This window comes from Arthrobacter sp. YC-RL1, from assembly GCF_001454985.1.
GTDB classification, from domain to species: Bacteria; Actinomycetota; Actinomycetes; order Actinomycetales; family Micrococcaceae; genus Glutamicibacter; species Glutamicibacter soli.
In genome coordinates this window covers 932,576-953,373 of the sequence record NZ_CP013297.1, presented here as the reverse complement: position 1 = coordinate 953,373, position 20,798 = coordinate 932,576, and the positions used below count along the sequence as shown (strand labels likewise).

Below are 20,798 nucleotides of genomic sequence, written 5' to 3'. Positions count from 1 at the left end.
GAAGGCTAGTTCTCCTGCTTGCCCCGGCGCCAGTAGCCCATGAACGCCACCTGCTTGCGGTCGATGCCCGCGTCGCGCACCAGGTAGCGGCGCAGCTCCTTCACGGTGCCAGCCTCCCCGGCGATCCAGGCGTAGAACGGGGCGGACTGGGCCTGGCCGGTTTCCCACAGGATGTCCTCGTCCACGTTGATGTCCTCCGGGTCCGCGGTGGTCTGCACCACGCCGGCGCCCGGGATGGCCACGGCGCCGCGGACCGCGTCGCGCAGCAGCGAGCCGTGCTCCGCGGTGCCGCGCGTCAGCCACTGCACGGAAATGCCCGAGCGGGTGGTGGTGCCCAGGATGTCGGTGGTTTCCGGCACCTCGATCAACGCGTGACCGGTGACGTTGGCCGGCAGCGATTCAAGGATCGCGCAGATGGCCGGGGCCGCGGTCTCGTCGCCGGCGAGCACGATGCGGGACGCGGCACCCGGGCGGAATTCGATGCCGCCATAGCTGTCGTCGGTCAACGCCTTGTTCGGACCCAGCAGCAGCAGCGGGTCGCCCGGCTGCGCGCGGTCGCCGAACTCGGTGGCAGGACCGCCCTGCAGCCGCCCGTCCACCACCTTGCCGTGCAGCACGAAGTCGATGTCCAGCTCCGGGGTCGTCCCCAGGTTGTCGCGGTGCCCGGCTTCGCGGAACGCGCGTACGGTGTAGGTGCGCATGTAGCCGCGCTGCGCGGGGTCGATGGCCAGCCAACGCTGGTACCAGCCCAGCTGCTCGGCCGGGCTGGTCAGCGCATCCGGGCGCAGGCTGGCGATTTCGCTGTTCGGCCCGAAGCCTGCCTCCGGCGGCAGCAGCAGCTTGATGCGCATGTCCAGCGGGTGGCTGTTGGTGCCGAAGTCCTCCAGGTCCGCGCCGCCCACGGTGAGCCGGCGGAAGGACGAGGACAGCTGCTGGCTGCGCAGGACCGTGGTCTGGAAGGCCAGGGTCTGCAGATGCTCGCGCGCCGGGCGGGCGAGGTTCGGGTCCGCCTCGGCGACGGCCCGGGTGGCGGCCTGCGCCTCCTCCTCGACCACCGCGGAGTCCTGCTCCAGGCCTTCGGCCAGCGCCCGCGGCTCGTTGACCGGCGCGTCGCCGCGGAAGATGCCGTTGGCGGCGAGCACCGATTCGGTGCGCAGCACACGCTGGCGGCCGATGGGCAGCACCAGCGGGGTGCCTGCCACCGGGTCCGGGATGACGCGGCTGGGCATGCCGAACACCGCCTTGACCGTCTTCTCCGTGACCACCTCGGTGGGGTGCCCGGCGGCGTAGATCTTGCCGTCCTTCAGCGCCACCAGGTAGTCGGCGTAGCGGGCTGCCAGGTTCAGATCGTGCAGCACGATGACCACGGTGATGCCGCGGGTGCGGTTCAGCTCGCTGACCACGTCCAGCACTTCCAGCTGGTGGGCCACGTCCAGGAAGGTGGTGGGCTCGTCGAGCAGCAGCAGGTCGGTTTCCTGGGCCAGGGCCATGGCGATCCATACGCGCTGGCGCTGGCCGCCGGAGAGCTCGTCCACCGGGCGGTCGGCCAGGCCGGCGGTGCCGGTCAGCTCCATGGCGCGGTTCACCGCCGCCTCGTCCTCGGCCGAGAAGCGCTTGAACAGGCCCTGGTGCGGGTAGCGGCCGCGGCTGATCAATTCGCGGGAGGTGATCCCGTCCGGGGCGGTGGGCGACTGCGGCAGCAGACCCAGGGTCTTTGCAACCTCTTTGGCCGGCTTGGAGTGGATGTCCGCACCGTCCAGCAGCACCTGTCCCCCGGCCGGCTTCAGCAGCCGAGACAGGGCGCGCAGCAGCGTGGACTTGCCGCAGCCGTTGGCCCCGACCACGATGCTCACCTGCCCGGCGGGGATGTCCAGTGACAATTCATCGACGATGGTGACCTTGTCGTAGGCCAAGGTCAGCCCGCTAGCCTGCAAAGTGGCCATGGGTTATCCCCCGTTTCCAGTAGAGTTGGCGCGCACCAGCACCCAAATGAGGAACGGTGCGCCGAATGCGCCGGTGATAACGCCCACCGGCAGGTTGATCTGCGCGAACAGGTTCGCGGCAAAGAAATTGGCGACCACTACCAGTGTCGCACCGGTCAGCCCGGCGAGCGGCACATGGATCGCAGAGCGGGACAGCGCGGCGGTGATCGGGCCGGCCAGGAAGGCAACGAAGGCCAGCGGCCCGGTGACGGCGATGGGGATCGCACCCAGGGCCACCGCGGTGAAGACCAGCAGCACGCGGGCCCGTCCCACGTGCAAGCCCAGCGCCGCCGCGGCGTCCTCGCCCAGCTCCAGCAGCTTCAGCTGCCGCAGCACCACCGGCAGCAGGAAGATTCCCGCCGCGCCGAGGCCGATGCCCAGCACCGCCGCGCGTTCCCAGGTGCTGGCGGACAGCGAACCGGTCAGCCAGCGCATCGCGTCGCTGGCGGTGTTCACCTCGGCCTGGGTCAGCAGGAACTGGATCAGCGCCTGCAGCATGGCCCCGATGGCCAGGCCGGCCAGGATCAGCCGGGAACCGGTGCGCTGACCCGAGGCCGACAGCCAGTAGATCACCGCGGCCACGGCCAGGCCCCCGGCGAGCGCGAAGGCGCTCAGCTTCCAGTCGTTCACGCCGAAGACGATCATCGCGGCGATCGCGGCGGCCGAGGCGCCGAAGCCCACGCCGATCACGTCGGGGCTGGCCAGCGGATTGCCCAGCCAGCGCTGGAAGAGCGCGCCGGAGATGCCCAGCCCGGCCCCGGCCAGCGCCCCGACCACCAGCCGCGGCAGCCGGTCCTCCATGAGGATGAAGCTGGTGCCGGGCACGCTCGCCCCGCCCAGCACCTGCAGGACCTCGTCCACCGGGAGCCGGTCGCGGCCCCAGAAGATGTAGGCGGCGGCGGTGGCCAGCAGCACCAGGAGCATCCACAGCGCCGCGATGCGCACCCGTGCGGAGCGGCGGGCCGCGACGCCGGTGGGCCGCCCCGGCTCGTGCCGCCGCGTGGACTGCTCGATGGCGCTCATAGCTTCACCGACTTCATGCCGCTGCGCATCATGATGATGAAGATCGGCCCGCCGAGCATGGCGCACATGACACCGACCTGGATCTCGCTTGGCGGGAGGACCAGCCGTCCGGCGGTGTCCGCGAGCAGCAGCAGGATCGGCCCTGCAAGCAGGCTGGCGGGCATGATCCAGCGGTAGTCCCCGCCCACCAGCAGGCGCACCGCATGCGGGATCATCAGGCCGACGAAGGCGATGGGCCCGGCCACGGCGGTGGCGGTGCCGGCCAGCAGCACCACGCCGACCGAGCCGAGCAGGCGCGCACGGTTCACGTTGATGCCCAGGGCGATCGCGGTGTCCTCGCCCATGGCCACGGCGTTGCAGGCGCGGGCGGTGGACAGCACAACCAGCGCGCCGACGGCGATGACCGGCACTGCCAGCAGGTAGGTTTCCAGGCTTCCGCCGGACAGCGAGCCGATCTGCCACATGCGGAATTCATCCAGCGTGGACTTGGAGATCATCAGAATGGTGTTGGTGATCGAGCCGACGCCCACGGCCAGCGCCGCACCGCCCAGGGCGAGCTTGATCGGGGTGGCGCCCTCGCGCCCCACGCTGGCGACCACGTAGACCAGCGTCATGACCAGCGCCGCGCCGAGGAAGGCCGCCGCCATGACCAGCGGCAGCGAGGCCGCCCCGGCGAGCGCGACCACAACCACCACGGCCAGCGAGGAGCCGGCGTTCAGGCCCAGGATCCCGGTGTCCGCCAGCGGGTTGCGGGTCAGCCCCTGCAACCCGGCGCCGGCCAGGCCCAGGGCGGCGCCCACCACGATGGCCCCGACGGTGCGCGCCATTCGTGATTGCACCACCACTTGGTCCCCGTCTGCGGGGTCGACATTGGACAACGCGGCCAGCACGCTGTCCAGGCCGACGTTGCGGGCCCCGAGCAGCAGCGAAGCGAGGACGGCAGCTGCCAGCACCAGCACCAGCAGCGCGAGGGCACCGAGTTTGCCTCCCAGCCCGGGGCCGGAACGTTGCGCTGCGGGGCGCAATGTACTTTCGGTTGCGGTCATTGCTTCCTACACTCGTTGTCATGGATCATGTTTCTGCGCCCACAGTTCTGGCGCCCGGCATTGCCGTGCTGCGTGCCGACAACCCTTCGGAAATGACGCTCGACGGGACCAATACCTATCTGCTGTTCGCCCCCGAGGCGAGCCTTGCGCCCGGGACTCCGGTGATCGTGATCGATCCCGGCCCCGAGCTGGAGCCGCACCTGCAGGCGCTGGCCGCCTACGACGTGCAGCTGGTGCTGATCACGCACCGCCATCCGGACCACACCGAGGGCATCGACCGCCTGAGCGAACTGACCGGGGCCCCGGTGCGTGCCTTCCTGGAGCAGTTCTGCCGCGGGGCCGAGGTGTTCGCGGACCGGGAGGCCATCGAGGCTGCCGGCACCGCGGTGCGGGTGGAATTCACTCCCGGGCATACCTCGGACTCGGTCTGCTTTGTGCGCATCGGCGCCGAGGAGCACCTGTTCACCGGGGATACCGTGCTGGGCCGGGGCACCACCATCCTGGAGCACCCCGATGGAACGCTGTACGACTACCTGTCCTCGCTGGAGCGCCTGCTGGAGCTGCCGGACATGCCGCTGCATCCCGCCCACGGCGAGCAGCACCGGCAATCCCACCCGCTGCTGGAGGGATACCTGGCGCACCGGGAGGACCGGCTGAACCAGGTGCGCGCCGCGCTGGAGAAGCTCGGCAAGGCCGGGGCGGACGCAAAGCCAGCAGAGCTGCTGGATCTGGTCTACCCCGACCTTGACCCGCGCCTGGCCGGCGCGGCGAGTCATTCCCTTGAGGCGCAATTGCACTACTTGTCGCGAACTGCCTAAGGGCTACTTGGCGGCCGCCGCGTTCTCGGCGGCCTTCACGATATTCGGCACCACGTGCTCCAGCGCCCATTCGATGGACAGCGGGGAGGCCGCGGAGATGGACAAGGTGGCCTGGTCGGTACCCGGCAGGGCCACCGCGTCATTCTTCACGGCGGGGATCTGGCCGTACAGCGGCTGGGCCTTGACGATGTCGTCCACGGTGTTTCCTGCCACGGCGGAGGCGAAGACGACGTCCGCGTCCCATTCGTTGACCTTTTCCGGGGAGACGGTGAAGTAGAAGGCGTCCTTGGCGGCGTTCTCATCCACGTACGGCGCCTGCTTCATGCCCAGCGCGGTCAGGAATCGCGGACGGGTGTCCCCGGTGGAGTACACGTAGGAGGTCTCCGGCGAGGAGAGGTCGGCCGCGATGAAGGTGGAATCCTTCAGCACCGGGTTCTGGTCCCCCACGGCCGCCATCTTGCCCTCGATCTCCGAGATCAAGGCGGTGGCCTGGTCCTGCTTGCCCAGCATCTGGCCCGCCGCTTCGGTGGCGTCCTGCCAGCTGGTAGTGTAGTTGGCTTCGATCGGCCCGACGACCTTGGCGATCTTTTCCAGCTTTTCGTATTCTTCCTGCGTCATGCCCGAGTACGGGGCGAAGATGACGTCCGGCTTCAGTTCGGCGATGCCGGTGAAGTCGATGCCGTCGGCGATGTCGAACTGCTTCGGGGCCTTCTCGGAGCCGATGGACGCGCCCAGCTCGGCCAGCGCGGCGTCCTTCCAGTCCGTGGAGTTGTTGGCGTTCTGCCCGTAGGTGTCGGTGTCCATGCCGGCCGGCACGGTGTCCAGTGCCAGCAGGGTGTCGGCGTTGACCCAGGAGATGGTCGCGATGGTTTCCGGCACCTCGGTGATTTCGGTTTCCCCGTAGATGTTCTTGATGGTCACCGGGCTGAAGTCTGCCGAGGCCGACGGCGCGGCCGAGGAATTGGCGCCGGGTTCGGCGCTGGAGCCGCAGGCGGTCAGGCTCAGGGCGAGGATGGCGGCGGAGGCGGCGAAGATGCCGGTGCGGCGCGAGATATTCATGGGCGGGGTTATCCAGACTATGCGAGGTTCCGTGAACTGTGAATTCGAATAGGTAAGGCATGCCTACCCGAACCACAGGTCACAATACGCGTTTTCGTCCGCATTACGCAACACGGTTAATCCCTAATCGGAGAAAATCTGGGCTTTTCGGGTATCCGTCCCCTACCTTGGAGCCCCGGAAATACCTGCTAGGCGCGCTCGGCGAGCAGCCGGCGGGGGTTGGCCACGCTGATGGCCGCGCGGATCAGCACCAGGCCCAGCACCACGGCCAGGATGACCACCAGCACCGTCAGCGGCTTGATCAGCACCGCAACGCCGGCCAGCGGCAGGACCAGCACCACCGAGGCGATGGCAAAGCCGATCGAAGCGGTCAGCGCCGGGATCATCAGCGATTTGGTACGGGCCGCATTCATCACCTCGTAGCCCATGCCCAGCTTGTGCAGTCCGTCGTAGAGGTCCGCGCGGTCCAGGGTGCTGGCGCTCTGCGAAATCGAGGCCGACGCGGCCACGCAAACAAAAGTAATAACCAGGGTCAGCAGCACGCCGGTGAGGATGTCCTGCGGCAGGTAGTCGAACCAGGTGCCGGTCGACTCCTGACCGTTGCCCATGCTCATCAGCGCCGCCCCGCTGCCGCCGACCACGGCGACGAAGGAGGCCATCGCGACGCCTGACACCTGGCGCCAGGATTCGCCGGGGTTCTCCAGGATCATGCGGGCCGCCAGCAGCTGCTCCGGCTTGACCGCCTTCTTCAGCTTGCTCCGCCCGACCGTGGCCACCAGCCACGGCCCTGCCAGGTTCAGCACCAGCAGGCCGAAGCCGAAGCCCAGGATGATCACCGCGATGATGGTGCCGAATTCCTGGCTCACCACACCGATGTTGGTGAAGACGAAGTAGAGCAGCGCCACCGAGCCCACCGTGACCAGCACCCGGATCCAGCTGGGCACCGGCACGCTTTGCCGGGTGGCCACGGCCAGCGGGGTGATGATGAGCTTGCGCAGCCCGGCCAGCGAGCTGATCACCGCCAGCAGCACGATGACCACCACCGCGATGGCCACCGCCCACCAGGGCAGGTAGATGGCGTCACCCAGCGGCGCGCCCTGGAAGCGGATCATCGCCACCAGCGGCGAGGAGGCCAGGTACAGCACCACGCCCGCCAAGGCCCCGGCCAAGGCGGTGCCGGCGGCCTGCAGCAGCGAGACGCTGCGGATCTGGCCGCCGGTCGCGCCCAGCAGCCGCAGAGAGGACAACGCGCGGTCCTGCGTGCGCGCCGACAGCCGGGCAGCGGCCGAGCCGAGCACCATCAGCGGCACGGCCAGCAGCACCACCGCGAATCCCGCCAGCGGCAGGTAGGTCGCCTGGACTTCGCGTTCGAAGCTGGTGAACGAGTAGGCGCCGCCCAGCACGATCAGCAGCATCGCGCTGACCATGGCGTAGGCGCTGACGGTCAGGATCTGCGACGAGCTGCGCGTCGAGGAGGGACGGCCCAGCATCCAGGCCAGGTGCACCGAATTCATGACCAGGCTCCTGCCTGGCGCTCCTGGCGCGCCGTGCCGTCCAGCAACCGGCCGTCGCTCAGGTGCACGATCCGGTCGCAGCGTTCGGCCACCGTGCGGTCGTGGGTGACCATGACCAGCGACTTGCCGGCGCCGACGGTGCAGTCCAGCAGGGTTTCCAGCACCTCGGCGCCGGTGGCCGAGTCCAGCGCTCCGGTCGGCTCGTCGGCGAAGACCACGCTGGCGCCGGTCACCTGGGCGCGGGCGATGGCCACACGCTGCTGCTGGCCGCCGGAGAGCTGCCCGATGCGGCGCTCCTCCATGCCCGCCAGCCCCAGCTGCGCCAGCGCCCGGGCGGCGCGGTCCATCGCGTTGGAACGCGGCACCGCGTTGATCATCAGCGCCATGGCCACGTTCTCGATGGCTGTCAGCTCCGGGATCAGCAGCCCGGATTGGAATACGAAGCCGAAGGCCTCGCGGCGCAGCTTGGTGCGGGGCTTGTCCTTGAGCGATTCGATCTGCACCGGGGCGCTCCCCGGCAAATTCAGCGTGATCTGCCCGGAGTCCGGCAGGTCGATTCCGGCCAGCGCGTGCAGCAGGGTGGACTTGCCGGATCCCGACGGGCCCATGATGGCCAGCGACTGGCCCAGCTGGATGTCGAGGTTCACGTTGTCCAGGGCAGCGGTGCTGCCGAAGTTGCGGTACAGGCCGCGGGCGGAGATGACTGCCGGGCGTCCCAAGGAATTTTCTAGCATGCTTCCATGTTTTCAATGTCGGCGGCCGGGCGCATCGTCTCGGGGAGCGAAACCGGCCGGCCCGGGCACATACCCTGGTATGAGGCCCGCGCCTCGCGCTCCATCCCCCGGCAGGAGGAACACCGGATCCATGAAGCTGGAACTGTACTCGCAGCCGTTCTGCGCGCCCTGCGTCAGCACCAGGTCGCTGGTCCGCCGCGTCCAGCGGCTGCTGCCGGACCTGGAGGTCGAGGAAATCAACGTGGTCGAGCAGGTGCGGCGCGGCGAGGAGCTGGGCATCACTTCGACCCCGGTGATCCGCCTGCTGGTCGACGGGCAGGAGCGGTTCCGCGGCGGGCAGCCGCCCACCCTGAACCAGCTGCTGGCCGCCATCGCCCGCGCCAGCGACTAGCCTCACGCGGGATTGGATGCGCAGATGCACGGTTGCGCTCCTTTTGTGGGGGAGAATAGAGCACGTGATTACAGTGCCCGGTGTCAGCCATGAATGCTTCGAACGAGTTCTCGCCGATTCGTCCAACCGCATCGAGTGGCTCCGGGCCCGGTCGCAGGGCATCACCGCGACCGACGTGGCCAAGCTTTCCACCGAGAAGTCGATCAAGAACGCCGCATGGGACAAGCTCTACGGCAACGGCTTCTCCGGGAACCCCTACACGGACCACGGCCGCAAGCGCGAGCCGGTGATCGCCGCCTGGGTCCAGGAGAACTTCAACATCTTCCCTTCCACCCAGCTGTTCCACGCCCAGCACTCCCGACTGCACTTGGCCACCCCCGACGGCCTCGGGTTCGACGCGGCAGGGGTGCCGGTGCTCGCGGAAATCAAGACCACCAACAAGCCGTTCAAGAAGATCCCGAAGAACTACCTGCGCCAGGTGCTCTGGCAGCAGCACGTCATCGGTGCCGAGCGCACCCTGTTCGTCTGGGAGGAGCACGACAACTTCGTCCCGCTGCGCGACACCCCGGAGTACCTGTGGGTCGAACGCGATGACGACCTCATCCGGGACCTGATCGACAAGGCCGAGTCGCTGATCTCGGCCCTGCGCGACGCCACCGCCCGGCAGCAGCGCTACAACGACTACGGGCCGGCCGCGCTGCGGCTCTAGTCCAGGCCGGCCGCCTCAGCCGTGCTCGTAGCCGCACTGGCCCCGTGGAACGCACCGCAGAAGCGGCGGTTCCACGGGGCCATCTGCATATATCGCTACACGGTCGGGGCGTTTGGCAGCGTGCGCGGATCCGGCAGGCATTCGGGATAGCTCTGCACCAGTTCGCCCAGCAGCTTCTCGCGGACCATGTTGCGCAGCTCCCACAGGTCCGAGGGGTTGCGCGCCGATAAAAATATGGTCAATGTCTGCAGGCCGCCCTGGACGTCGGTCACGTTTAGGGCATTGGTGCGGCCGTCCCACCAATCGGAGGATTCAAGCAGTTCGGTGGTGCGCTGGCGCAGGTACTCGATCGGGGCGTTCAGCTTCAGCTGCAGCACCACATTGCCGGAGATCTCGCTGCTGCGGCGCGACCAGTTCTCGAACGGGGTGGTGGTGAAGTAGGTGGAAGGCAGGATCATGCGACGCCCGTCCAGCAGCAGCACCACCACGTAGGACAGGGTGATTTCCTCGACCGTGCCGCGTTCTTCTTCCACCACCACGGTGTCCTCCACGCGGATCGAATCGGTGAACGCGATCTGGATGCCGGCGAAGACATTGGCCAACGTGGACTGCACGGCCAGGCCGACAACCACCGAAGCCAGGCCGGCGGAGGCGAGAATACCGGCGCCCAGCGCCCTGACCTGCTCGATGGACAGGAGCACCGCCCCGATCGCCAGCACACACAGCACCGCGGTCAGCACCCGGCGCAGCAGGCCCACCTGGGTGCGCACCTTGGCCAGCTTGCGTCCCGGACCGAACCTGACTTCCACCCGGGTCAGCACCGAGGTCTCGATGACCTTGACGACGCTGATGATGAACCAGGTGAGGAAGAAGATCAGCAAGGCGAGGATGACAAACTGCCAGGCGTTGTACCAGGGCCTGTCCCGGTAGAAGATCGAGAACACCGATTTGACGACGATCGAGGTCATCGTGGCGAAGAACGGAGTCCTGGTCGGTTTCACGGTCCCGGCCGGAATGCCCATGCGCGAAAGGATGCGGCGCGCGACGCCGCTGAAGACGACCGTCAGGATCCCGGCAACGACTGCACCAATAGCTATAACCACCCAGAATTGCAACGATTCGGGTAGGAAGCTTGAGGCCTGAATGACATCTTCAACAGTTTCGTCGATGGGTGCGGTAGGTGTTGGAGTCATCCTTAAAGCATGTCATAGGGCTCTGGCCGGGAGCTGTGTAGCCGCTTGTGTCATTCCGAACTTCTCGGCCTCCGTCACAGATCAATATCGGTATCGTTCCGTTTTCTCCAGACTCTTGCCTTTTCCCCGGCCGCGGCGCTTTAGTAGTGTGACCGGCCACGTGAATCGGCCGGCTGGCGCAACCACAGAAAGCCGGTGATCACCGTGCGCCGAACAAAATTCGGAATCGTCGCCGCCACGGCGACGGCAGCCATGCTGGCAATGACGCCCGCAGCAGTAGCAGTACCCACCTCCACCGCAGCCTCGACCTGCGCAACCGTTTACTGGGGTTCCTTGGCCAAGACCAAGACCTTGTCCACCACGTCCGCCCTGACCAACGTGCGCACCGGCCAGCACACGTGCTACGACCGCATGGTCATCGACCTGAAGTCCAAGCCGGCCGGCTACACCGTGAAGTACGTCGACAAGTTCGTCGGCATCGCTTCCGGAATTGAAGTGAAGACCACCGGCGGGGCGAAGCTGCAGATCCAGCTCCATGCCCCGGCAAGCACCTCGTACAATCCAGGTGCCCAGGTCAAGACCCTGAACTACAAGACGTTCAAGCAGCAGGTCTGGCTGGGAAGCTTCGAAGGGGAAACCCTGCTCGGCGTCTCCACCCGGGCACGGCTTCCGATGCGTGCATTCCTGCTCAACGGCCCGGGGACATCCTCCCGGCTCGTGATCGACGTCGCCCACCAGTGGTGACCGCAAAAAATATTCGGTGCGGTTCGGCACTTTTTGCATGACGTTCCGCGTAACACCCCGTCAACCTGCTGACGAATGTGCCACGATGCTATGTATGAGCAGCACATTTGCCTATCAGCAGGTTGACGTTTTTGCGGCCACCGAATTCAACGGCAACGGCTTGGCCGTGGTCTTCGACGCCGACCATCTCAGCGACGACCAGATGCAGCGTTTCGCCAAGTGGGTCAATATGGCCGAGACCGTGTTCTTCGTCGAGCCGACCGAGGAGGAGGCTGACTACGCGATCCGCATTTTCACCCCGACGACGGAGCTGCCCTTCGCCGGCCATCCCACGCTCGGGGCCGCCCACGCCTGGCTGGAATCCGGCGGCGAACCGGGCCCCAGCGGCTCCCTGATCCAGGAGTGCCGCAGCGGCTTGATCCGGCTGCGCGTCGAGCGGAAAGGCACCGCCGAGCACTCCCAGCGCATCGCCTTCCTCGCTCCCCCGCTAACCCGTTCGGGCCCGCTGGAGCCCGACGTCCTGCAGTGGGCAATCTCCGGCCTGGGCCTGCAGCCCGAGGACGTCATCGACCATTCCTGGCTGGTCAACGGCCCCCAGCCGGCAGGCCTGGTGCTGCGCGACGCCGACGTGGTGCTGGCCATCGAACCGGATTTCGACGCCTTGGAAGGCCTCGAAGTCGGAGTCATCGGCCCGTACACCGCATCCAGCGTCTCCAACGGCAGCTGGCAACCGCGCCAGTCGGTCCTGCCGCGCCTGGCAGGCACCCGCGAGGAGCTGCTCCCGCTGGACTCCTCGGACCTCGAACGCTCCGAGGAACGGTTCGGCTCCGTGGTGATGCAGCCGCCGGCGGATTTCGAGGTCCGCAACTTCGTTCCCGGCGAAGCCGTCCCCGAGGACCCCGCCACCGGCAGCCTGAACGCCGCCTTCGGCGTCTGGCTGACCGAGACCGGCTACGCCCCGCAGCGCTACACGGTGCGCCAGGGCACCCGGGTGGGACGCGATGCGATCCTGCACGTCGAGGCCGACGACCAGGGCGTCTGGGTCAGCGGCGACGTGGTGACCAGGGTCTGCGGAACTGTGAGCTTCGACTGATTCAGCTTCAATAGTCTTCCTATTTATTTCGCATTGCGCCCGAACGCACTAGTCTTGACCAGTGCCACAAACAGCGAACACCCCCACTGAATTCAACAAGAAAGCCGCGTGGAACGCCCTCTGGGCGCTGGTCATCGGCTTCTTCATGATCCTTCTCGACACCACCATCGTCCATACGGCCATGCCGGCGATCATGGAGGACCTGGACTCCGACATCTCCAGCATCCTGTGGATCAACAGCGCCTACCTGCTGACCTTTGCGGTGCCGCTGCTGGTCACCGGGCGGCTGGGCGACCGCTTCGGCCCGCGCAACATCTACCTGCTGGGCATGGTCATCTTCACCATCGCCTCGCTGTGGAGCGGCCTGTCCACGTCGCTGGCCTCACTGATCCTGGCCCGCGCCGTCCAGGGGCTGGGCGCCGCCCTGATCTCGCCGCAGTCCATGACCATGATCACCCGCCTGTTCCCCTATGCCCACCGCGGAGCGGCCATGGGAGTGTGGGGCGCGGTGGCCGGCATCGCCTCGCTGGTCGGACCGATCGCCGGCGGCCTGCTGGTCGACTCGGCCGGCTGGGAATGGATCTTCTTCATCAACATCCCGATCGCCGTGGTCAGCATCGCCATGGTGTTCAAGTTCGTGCCCAAGCTCAAGCCGCAGGCGCACTCCTTCGACTGGATCGGCGTGGCGCTGTCCGCCATCGGCATGTTCAGCCTCGTCTACGGCATCCAGGAAGGCGACGCGACCAACTGGGAGCCGTTCATCGGCCCGATCAGCGCCTGGCACCTGATCATCTTCGGCATCCTGATGATGGCGCTGTTCGTCTGGTGGCAGTCCAAGACCAAGGCCGAGCCGCTGGTCCCGCTGCGCCTGTTCACGGTGCGCAACTTCTCGCTGGCGAATATCGCGATCACCTTCATGGGCCTGGCGATCGCCACCATCAGCCTGCCCATGGTGTTCTTCCTCCAGGAAGTCCGCGGACTGACCCCGACCGAGTCCGCGCTGATGATCTCCCCCATGGCCGTGGTAGGCATCATCATGGCGCCGATGATCGGCAAGCACATCAACAAGTTCAACCCGCGTACCTTCGCCCTGCCAGGCTTCTTCCTGATGGGCGGCGGGACCATCGCCTACGCGTTGATGATGCACGCCGATATTCCGCTATGGCTGCTGCTGATTCCTTCCGCGATCCAGGGCTTCGGCTCGGCCATGATCTGGCCTTCGCTCTCGCTGGCCGCCACCCGGGACCTGACCGCCGTCGATGCGGGCGCAGGCTCCGGCATCTACAACACGACCAGGCAGATCGGTTCGGTGCTGGGATCGGCGCTGATCGCGTTCATGATGGATTCGAGGATCACCGCGCAGATCGGTGAACTGAATCAGCCCGCCGACCAGTCCGCGATCTTCGAAGCCACCTCGGTCGGGCTGGGCCAGGCGCTGATGCTGCCTGGCATCGTGGCACTGGCCGCGATCTTCTCGGTGCTCTTCTTCAAGTCGCATCCGTCGGAGAGGAAGCTGCGCGGATAACGCCCCCGCTGGCTAAACCTCGCTTCACGCACACCGCCCCTGGACACGAGTTCGTACTCGTGGCCAGGGGCAGTATGTTCTGCTCGATTCCTGATCAAAAAATTTGATCAGGACAATGCCGAAAAACAGGTTCAGGCTTCGCCGTTCGGCTTGTTGCCGCCCTTGAATTCCTCGACCTTCTCGCCGATCTTCTCCTGCGCGTCGTTGGCGAACTCCTTGACGTTCTCGGTGGCGCCGGCGGCGAACTCCTTGACATTTTCCGTCGCGTCCTCGGCGAACTCCTTCACGTTCTCCGTAGCGTCCTCCGCGAATTCCTTCACGTTCTCGACGGCCTCGCCCAGCTTCTTCTTCGCATCATCCAAGAAACCCATGCAACTCTCCTCATCACTAGAATCGGTTGTGACCACGGAAAATTAGTAGCCCAAGTATCAACTTATGCTGTCGCTCCGGGGCACCCAAGAACTTTGGCGAATTACTTCTTCTTGTTCTTGGCCTTCTTGGTCGAACGACGCCCGAAAATCAGCGCCACTGCCATGCCCGCAAGCCAGACGTCCTTGGCGAGGGCCGTGCCGTCCTGGGTCGGGCGGATGCCGTCGGATTCGGTGAGCCCCGGGGTGCGCAGATAGGAAGCCAGGATGACTCCGGAGAACGCTCCCAGCCCCAGGCCGGCGAGCCGCGAAGGAATCAGGGGCAACAGCAGCGCGCTGCCCAGCGAGATCTCTCCGATCGAGAGCATCTTGCCAAAGGCCGCCGGCTCCATTTCGCCCAGCTGCGGGACGCCGTTGGCCGCCATCTGCTGCAGGCCTGCGGCGCTGGCCTCGTCCAGACGCAGCTTGTTGATGCCGCTATTGAGAATGAATGCGCCACTGACCAAACGTAGCGCTGCGTTTGCGATCGAGATTCCCATGGGGCCTCATTCCTTAGGTTCGTCATTGGCCGCCCGAACGGGTTGCCTTGTTGCTCAGCGTAGTCATCGACTTGGGTGTTCACAATCTTTTGCGTGTCGTTTTCAGCCAAGGGCAAGAATCCCGCTGCGGGAATCATGCTAGATTTTTGAATCATGATCCCCTCCTCCGCCGTGCCTTCCGCCGCCCTGAATCTGCTGATCACCCAAGGCTTCGATGCCACGAGTGTCGACGAGTTGGCGACCGCGGCGGGAATCTCGCGTTCAACCTTTTTCCGCCGTTTCGGCTCCAAGGAGAACATGGTGTTCGCGGATCAGGAAATGATCATCACGCATGTCGAAACGACCCTTGCCGCGTCCTCCGTGGATGCCACGCAGACGCTGATCGATGCCGCGCACGTGGTTTTCGACCAGTACACGGCCAATCCGGAGGCCGCCCAATTGCGCCACAAGCTGCTGTCCTCGGTGCCTTCGCTGCGCGAGCGCGAACTGGTATCCACGCATCGCTACGAACGGGCGTTCTACCAGTTCCTGGCCCGCCGCGATCTGGTGTCCACCCCGGCCGCCCACGCCCTGGGACTGGGGATCAGCGCCGGCCTGGTGGCGATCCACAACGACCACCTGCGCATGTGGCTGCGCGAGCCGCACAGCACCGACCGCACGAAGCTCGCCCACGACGTTTTGATCTTCCTTGAACGCTTCTCCGACGTGCTCAATCCGAACGACGAATTGCGCAAACCAGCCAGCGCCGCCCCGAGCGTGGTGGTTTCAGTGCTGCCCGCCGGCGCGGACGAGCAGTCGATCCTGGACGCCGTCGCCAAGGCGCTGCGAGAACGCCAGCACTGACCTCGTCTCCGACGCAACACACCACATTTGAAACCTAGTATCTTGACATGACACTGCGTTCCACTACGCTTGAGGTAGAACATTTTCTCCCAGGCCCCTAAGGAGCGCCCACATGACCCAGCAGCAGACCGGTTTCGCCTTCCCTTCCGGAGTCACCGAGCCGCAATACGACCTGTGGTCAGACGGGGTCAACATCGATCCCACCGGCATCTTCTCCGAGCTGTCCGAGGCTGACGCGGCCTGGCGCGCCAAGGCCCGCAAGTTCGTGCTCGACGAGGTCAAGGACGACATCCACGAGTACTGGGACAAGGCCGACTACCCGCTGCACCTGGTCAAGAAGCTGGGCGACGCCGATCTGCTGCGCGACGGCCTGGCGATCGAGGGCCGCCAGGAGATGAGCCCGCTGGCCGCTGGCCTGATCAATATGGAGATGGCCCGCGGCGACGGCTCGGTGGCCACGATCATCGGCGTGCAGGGCGGCCTGGCCCTGCGTTCGGTCATCTACTGCGGCAGCCCGGAGCAGATCGCCAAGTACGGCATGCCGATGCTCGCCGGCGAGCTGCCCGGCGCCTTCGCGCTGACCGAGCCGACCCATGGTTCGGACTCGGTGTCGCTGGAGACCGCAGCGCGCAAGGTCGAGGGCGGCTACGCCCTGAGCGGCGAAAAGAAGTGGATCGGCAACGGCTCCATCGGCGGGGTGTCCATCGTGTGGGCCCGCGACGAGGAGGGCAAGGTCCGCGGCTTCATTGTCCACCAGGAGGCCGAGGGATACCAGGCCGCCAACATCGAGAACAAGCTCTCTCTGCGCGCCATCTGGCAGGCGCACATCCGCATGGACGAGGTCTTCGTCCCCGACGAGGACGTGCTGCCCGAGGCCAAGAGCTTCAAGGACACCTCGCGCGTGCTGTTCGCGACCCGCCTGGGTGTCGCCTGGGCCGCCGTGGGGCACGCCACGGCCTGCTACGAAAGCGCGGTGAACTACGCCAAGCAGCGCATCCAGTTCGGCCGCCCGCTGGCCGCCAGCCAGATCGTGCAGGAGCGCCTGGCGCGCATGCAGTCCGAGCTGGCCACCATCCAGCTGCTGGTCATGCAGGCCACCAAGCGCGAAGCATCCGGCGAGCTGACCGGCCCGCAGGCTTCGCTGGCCAAATACACCGCGACCCGCACCACGCGATCGATCGCCTCCAACGCCCGGGACCTGCTGGGCGGCAACGGCATCCTGACCAGCAACCGCGTGGCGCGCCACTTCGCCGATGTGGAGGCAATCCACACCTACGAAGGCACCGAGACCGTCCAGGCCCTGATCATGGGCCGCGACATCACCGGCATCTCCGCCTTCGCCTAAGCCGCCTACGGCACACCGGTTTCCGGGCTCCGCGCACCTCGCGCGGGGCCCGGCTCGCTTTAAGCGTTGCCTCCGGCCTCGCGCTTCAGCCTGTTCTTGGTCGACGCGGTCGCCACGTGCTCCCAGGGGTTCTCCGGCCAGGGGTGGCGCGGATAGCGCCCACGCATTTCGGAGCGGACCTGCGCATAGGGGCCGTTGAAGAAGCTGACCAGGTCGTCGGTGACCGCCAGCGGCCGTCCCGCGGGCGAGAGCAGGTGGAACTGCACCGGCAGCTTCTGGCGCACCAGCTTGGGCGACTTCTCCATCCCGAAGCATTCCTGCAGCTTCACCGAGACCACCGCCGGTCCGGCGTCGCCCACCGGCGGGTAGGCCACGGTGATCCGCGATCCGGAGGGCACCTGCAGGCGCTGCGGCACCAGCTCATCGAAGTCGTGGGCGTGCTCCCAGGGCAACAGCGTGCGCAGCGCGGAATGCAGCTCGATCTTCGCCGCGCTCTTGCCGGCGGCCAGCTGGCGCAGCGCCGGGGTCAGCCAGTCCTCGGCGCGGGCGATCAGCGAGGCCTCGTCCATCGGGGCGAAGGGCTCGCCCAGCAGCCGGTGCGCCACCGCCATCCGCCGGCGCAGCGCCTCGAAACCTTCTTGCGTCCCGAACACCGCCAGGCCCTGCTCGGCGAGCGCTGCCTGCGCCGCCTGCAGCCCCAGCTCCCCGGTCACCTTGATCGGCTTGGAAGACAGTTCGATCTCGCCGAAGGACTCGATCCTGCGGGCGCTGATCCTGCCGTCGAGCAGCTGCGCGGTGTCGCGGATCCGGTGCATTTGCGGCAGCAGCTCGCAGGCCGTATCGAAGTCGATGCCCGCGGCCTTGCGGATCATCGCGCCCCCGCCGGTGCGGGAGACCTCGGCCACCGCCAGGTATTCGAAATGCTCCAGATGGCTGCCGCGCGGCAGCGAGGCCCTGGTGCCGGAGGCCAGCAGGTATTCGGCCGGCCCCATGCGGCGCGCGATCCACTGCGGATAGGCCAGTGCGCAGATCCCAGCCACGGCGTCCGCCGCCGCCTGCGGCCGGGCCGCGTTGCCGTCTTTCCCTGCCGGGGCCAGCGCGGCCAGCCGCTTGGCCTCCCGGGCCCAACTGCGGTGCCCGGGGTGGGAGGTGCGCCGCAGCGCCGCGAGCAGCTCGCCGAGGTCGGCGCTGGCCACCCGTTCGGACCCCGCCAGCATCGCGACCACCTCTGCGGCGGCCTTCGCGCCGAAGCGCGCGGTGCCTTCCAGCAGCGCCCTGGCGGTACGGGGATCGGTGGGGATCTTGGACATGCGTTCGCCCAGCGCGGTGATCCGGCCGGATTCGTCCACGGCGTCCAGCGCGTGGAGCACCTGCTGGTCGGCGCGCATGGTCGCGGCCGGAGGTTGCTCCCACATGGACAGTCCTTCCCCGCGTGGAGCTCCCCAGGCGGCCAGGGTCAGCCCGGCGTCCACCAGGTCCGCGGTGCGGATCTCGGGGGTCGAGTGCGCCGGGGCCGCGGCGAAGGACTTCGCATCCAGGGTGCGCACCACCGTGCCGGGTCCCAGGCGTCCGGCGCGGCCGGCCCGTTGGGTGGCGGCGGCACGGCTTGACACCACAGTGACCAGGCCGCTGAAACCGCGGCCTTCGTCACGGCGCGGTTCCCGGGAGTAGCCTGCATCCACCACCAGGTGCACCCGCGGCACGGTCACCGAGGATTCGGCGATGGAGGTGGACACGATGATGCGCGCAGGTTCCGCAACGTCGGGGACGCCGAGGATCGAGTCCTGCTCGCGGGAAGAGATCTGCGAGTGCAGCGCGAAGCTGCGCGCGCCGGAGGCTTCGAGGTACGAGCAGACCCGCTGCACCTCCCCGGCGCCGGGCAGGAACACCAGGGTGTCCACCGGCTGCCCGGCAGCGCGGTTAGCCAGCTCGGAGTGCTTGAGCGCGCTGCGGGCCACATGCCTCAGGTAGTCGTGGGAGAGCCCGCGCTCGGTATTGCGCTGGCCGGAGAAGCTATCGAACAGTTCCTGGACCGGGAACTGGGCGCTCTGGGCGCTGAGCACCGGTGCCGGGGCGTCCCGGGCGAGCAGCTGGGAGAGCTCCTGCGCGTGCAGGGTGGCGCTCATGACCACCAAGCTCAGGTCGTCGCGCAGTTCGGAGACCTGGTTGGCCATGGCCAGCAGCAGGTCTGTGTCAATGGAGCGCTCGTGGACCTCGTCGATGATCAGCGCGCTGACGCCATCCAGGTCCGGGTCGGCCAGCAGGCGGCGCAGCATCAGGCCCGCGGTGGCGAATTCGATCTTGGTGCGGTCGCTGAGCATGCGTTCGCCGCGCACGGAGAAGCCCACCCGGTCCCCGAGCTTGGAGCCGTCGAGCTGCGCCAGGCGCCGGGCCGCGGCGCGTGCTGCCACGCGGCGCGGCTGGGTGACGACGACCCGTCCATCAAGCCCGCGGCCTGCCAGCGCATTGGCCGCGGTGGGCGGCACGATGGTCGTTTTGCCGGATCCCGGCGGTGCCTGGATCACCAGCGGCTGGGCCGGGTCGGCCTTGACGCTGTTGAACAGCTCGTGGCGGCTCGGGCCGAAGGCCAGGCCGCGGGAGACCGCGTCGAGGTCGAACAGCGCGGAACTCATCGCCGTCGGCCGTTCCAGAAGGACTCGATGGCTTGGACCACCGGTTCGATGGGGAACAGCGTGCTGCCGTGGGTGCGCCCGGGCAGCGCGACCATGCGCGCGTTAGGCAACGTGTGGGCCATGATCTTGTTCTGGTCGAAGCGCGGCTGGTCGCGGGTGCCGATCAGCAGCAGCGTCGGGACGCGGATCTGGGCCAGCTCGGCCAGCTCGACGTTCTGGACCGTTTCCGCCGCCTCGTAGTAGGCGGCCAGGGCCAGCGGGTCGTTGGACTTGAACGCCATCCGGGTGGCGGGATCCAGGCGTCCGCGCGTTTCCTGGCCGGTGACGAAGCCTTCAATGTCCCCGTCGCGCAGCACCTGGAGGTAGCCGGGGAAAAAGAGCTTGCCGATTTCGCCCGGGGTGATTTCGAAGGTGCCGCCGAGCATGATCAACGACAGCACCGAGGCCGGAGAGGTCATCGCCAGATGCAGCCCGGTGCGCGCGCCGAACGAGTACCCGACCACGTGGACGGATTCCAGGCCGAGATGGTCCAGGAGCGCATGGATGTCCCCCATAACCTTTTCCATCGTGTAGTCGGCGACGTCGTGGGACTTGGAGGAGCGGCCGTGGCCGCGCAGGTCCATCCGGATGTTGCGATGACCCGCGCCCAAGGTCTTGGTGTAGCCCAGACCGCGCCAGATGGATCGCGAAAGGGCGGAACCGTGCAGGTACAGGATCGGCTCGCCATCGGCAGCATCGTCGTCGAAGAAGATTTCTGCACCGTCAGCGGGGTTCTTGATCATCGGCATACCCTCGATTAAATCCCTTCCTTTCCTCCGAAGGAAATCGCCTGTCCTTCCCAGCCCTCGACAACCTGGGCTAGAAGGAGAACACTGAGGTTACAGTGGCTTGGCCATTTGCCGGCCACGCGTTGAGAGCTATGAAAGGGGAATGACATGAGCGAGCAACCCAATGGAGAGGATCTCGAGAAGAAGCTGCACGACGAGCATGACGAGCAGCTGGTCGAGGAATGGGAAGACGAGTCATTCCCGGCCTCCGACCCACCCTCGAATTACTAGGCACCAATCGTTCAAGCTGTCGCACACGCGACTCTCAGGTTATCTCAAGCCTTCGCTCCTAGTCTTGGTACTACCTTCTCAAGGTGCGAGTGATCTGGAAGAACCGATCTGCGCAGGCGTTACCTCCTTGGCCTGACAGATCGGTTCTTCATTTAATCCGGCAACCAGCCCCGAACCAATA

20 protein-coding genes are annotated in these 20,798 nt (G+C 66.9%); 9 read left to right on the top strand and 11 right to left on the bottom strand.

What is annotated here, in order from left to right:
* Nucleotides 1-5: 5 nt before the first annotated feature.
* The 3 genes from ATC04_RS04425 to ATC04_RS04415 are packed head-to-tail and all read right to left on the bottom strand — an operon-like array spanning nt 6 to nt 4,051.
* A complete protein-coding gene (locus ATC04_RS04425; RefSeq protein WP_047119960.1) occupies nt 6-1,943 on the bottom strand; it encodes an SIP domain-containing protein in 1,938 nt (645 codons plus the stop codon).
* 3 nt (nt 1,944-1,946) lie between these two features.
* Nucleotides 1,947-3,005: an iron ABC transporter permease gene (locus ATC04_RS04420; protein WP_052772475.1), complete on the bottom strand. Its 1,059-nt coding sequence runs from the start codon at nt 3,003-3,005 to the stop codon at nt 1,947-1,949.
* The gene (locus ATC04_RS04415; RefSeq protein ID WP_047119961.1) at nt 3,002-4,051 is read right to left on the bottom strand and encodes an iron ABC transporter permease; all 1,050 of its coding nucleotides are present in this window, start codon (nt 4,049-4,051) and stop codon (nt 3,002-3,004) included. Before ATC04_RS04415 ends, ATC04_RS04420 begins: the two co-directional genes overlap by 4 nt.
* A 20-nt stretch (nt 4,052-4,071) precedes the next feature.
* On the opposite strand from ATC04_RS04415, the gene ATC04_RS04410 reads away from it, so the two are divergent.
* On the top strand, nt 4,072-4,869 hold the full coding sequence (locus ATC04_RS04410; RefSeq protein WP_047119962.1) for an MBL fold metallo-hydrolase: 798 nt from the start codon (nt 4,072-4,074) through the stop codon (nt 4,867-4,869).
* 3 nt (nt 4,870-4,872) lie between these two features.
* Here ATC04_RS04410 and ATC04_RS04405 read toward each other — a convergent pair whose 3' ends face one another.
* From ATC04_RS04405 to ATC04_RS04395, 3 genes are all read right to left on the bottom strand, one after another.
* Complete coding sequence (locus ATC04_RS04405; RefSeq protein ID WP_047119963.1) at nt 4,873-5,928, bottom strand: ABC transporter substrate-binding protein; 1,056 nt, start codon at nt 5,926-5,928, stop codon at nt 4,873-4,875.
* Nucleotides 5,929-6,116: 188 nt separating this feature from the next.
* A complete protein-coding gene (locus ATC04_RS04400; RefSeq protein WP_047119964.1) occupies nt 6,117-7,442 on the bottom strand; it encodes an FtsX-like permease family protein in 1,326 nt (441 codons plus the stop codon).
* Nucleotides 7,439-8,176, bottom strand: coding sequence for an ABC transporter ATP-binding protein (locus ATC04_RS04395; protein WP_047119965.1), 738 nt, complete (start codon nt 8,174-8,176; stop codon nt 7,439-7,441). Before ATC04_RS04395 ends, ATC04_RS04400 begins: the two co-directional genes overlap by 4 nt.
* Before the next feature lie 130 nt (nt 8,177-8,306).
* Between ATC04_RS04395 and ATC04_RS04390 the strand changes: the two genes are divergently transcribed.
* Both ATC04_RS04390 and ATC04_RS04385 read left to right on the top strand, forming a co-directional pair.
* The gene (locus ATC04_RS04390; RefSeq protein WP_052772476.1) at nt 8,307-8,567 is read left to right on the top strand and encodes a hypothetical protein; all 261 of its coding nucleotides are present in this window, start codon (nt 8,307-8,309) and stop codon (nt 8,565-8,567) included.
* Nucleotides 8,568-8,631: 64 nt separating this feature from the next.
* Nucleotides 8,632-9,276: a YqaJ viral recombinase family protein gene (locus ATC04_RS04385; protein ID WP_231735906.1), complete on the top strand. Its 645-nt coding sequence runs from the start codon at nt 8,632-8,634 to the stop codon at nt 9,274-9,276.
* Nucleotides 9,277-9,371: 95 nt separating this feature from the next.
* Here ATC04_RS04385 and ATC04_RS04380 read toward each other — a convergent pair whose 3' ends face one another.
* A complete protein-coding gene (locus tag ATC04_RS04380; protein WP_052772477.1) occupies nt 9,372-10,469 on the bottom strand; it encodes a mechanosensitive ion channel family protein in 1,098 nt (365 codons plus the stop codon).
* A 204-nt stretch (nt 10,470-10,673) separates the two neighbouring features.
* On the opposite strand from ATC04_RS04380, the gene ATC04_RS04375 reads away from it, so the two are divergent.
* The 3 genes from ATC04_RS04375 to ATC04_RS04365 all read left to right on the top strand — a co-directional run bounded on the left by ATC04_RS04375 (nt 10,674) and on the right by ATC04_RS04365 (nt 13,831).
* Nucleotides 10,674-11,213: a hypothetical protein gene (locus tag ATC04_RS04375; RefSeq protein ID WP_229777435.1), complete on the top strand. Its 540-nt coding sequence runs from the start codon at nt 10,674-10,676 to the stop codon at nt 11,211-11,213.
* A 94-nt stretch (nt 11,214-11,307) separates the two neighbouring features.
* The gene (locus ATC04_RS04370) at nt 11,308-12,306 is read left to right on the top strand and encodes a PhzF family phenazine biosynthesis protein (RefSeq protein ID WP_231735905.1); all 999 of its coding nucleotides are present in this window, start codon (nt 11,308-11,310) and stop codon (nt 12,304-12,306) included.
* A gap of 61 nt (nt 12,307-12,367) precedes the next feature.
* Entirely contained in the window at nt 12,368-13,831 is a 1,464-nt protein-coding gene (locus tag ATC04_RS04365) for an MFS transporter (protein ID WP_047119970.1), read from the top strand.
* Nucleotides 13,832-13,962: 131 nt separating this feature from the next.
* Here ATC04_RS04365 and ATC04_RS04360 read toward each other — a convergent pair whose 3' ends face one another.
* On the bottom strand, nt 13,963-14,202 hold the full coding sequence (locus ATC04_RS04360; RefSeq protein WP_047119971.1) for a YtxH domain-containing protein: 240 nt from the start codon (nt 14,200-14,202) through the stop codon (nt 13,963-13,965).
* A gap of 101 nt (nt 14,203-14,303) precedes the next feature.
* Nucleotides 14,304-14,738 (bottom strand): hypothetical protein, encoded by a 435-nt coding sequence (locus ATC04_RS04355; RefSeq protein WP_113608156.1) that lies wholly within the window; start codon nt 14,736-14,738, stop codon nt 14,304-14,306.
* Between the two features lie 153 nt (nt 14,739-14,891).
* On the opposite strand from ATC04_RS04355, the gene ATC04_RS04350 reads away from it, so the two are divergent.
* Together ATC04_RS04350 and ATC04_RS04345 are read left to right on the top strand one after the other, a co-directional pair.
* Entirely contained in the window at nt 14,892-15,581 is a 690-nt protein-coding gene (locus tag ATC04_RS04350) for a TetR family transcriptional regulator (protein ID WP_047119972.1), read from the top strand.
* 112 nt (nt 15,582-15,693) lie between these two features.
* Nucleotides 15,694-16,926 (top strand): acyl-CoA dehydrogenase family protein, encoded by a 1,233-nt coding sequence (locus ATC04_RS04345; protein ID WP_047119973.1) that lies wholly within the window; start codon nt 15,694-15,696, stop codon nt 16,924-16,926.
* Nucleotides 16,927-16,985: 59 nt separating this feature from the next.
* Here ATC04_RS04345 and hrpB read toward each other — a convergent pair whose 3' ends face one another.
* Both hrpB and ATC04_RS04335 read right to left on the bottom strand, forming a co-directional pair.
* Nucleotides 16,986-19,559: an ATP-dependent helicase HrpB gene (gene hrpB, locus ATC04_RS04340; RefSeq protein ID WP_060616995.1), complete on the bottom strand. Its 2,574-nt coding sequence runs from the start codon at nt 19,557-19,559 to the stop codon at nt 16,986-16,988.
* A complete protein-coding gene (locus ATC04_RS04335; RefSeq protein WP_052772588.1) occupies nt 19,556-20,341 on the bottom strand; it encodes an alpha/beta hydrolase in 786 nt (261 codons plus the stop codon). Before ATC04_RS04335 ends, hrpB begins: the two co-directional genes overlap by 4 nt.
* A gap of 153 nt (nt 20,342-20,494) precedes the next feature.
* Here ATC04_RS04335 and ATC04_RS20005 point away from each other — a divergent pair, with 153 nt between their 5' ends.
* Nucleotides 20,495-20,617, top strand: a complete 123-nt coding sequence (locus ATC04_RS20005; RefSeq protein ID WP_272926234.1) for a hypothetical protein — start codon at nt 20,495-20,497, stop codon at nt 20,615-20,617.
* The last annotated feature ends 181 nt before the right edge of the window (nt 20,618-20,798 follow it).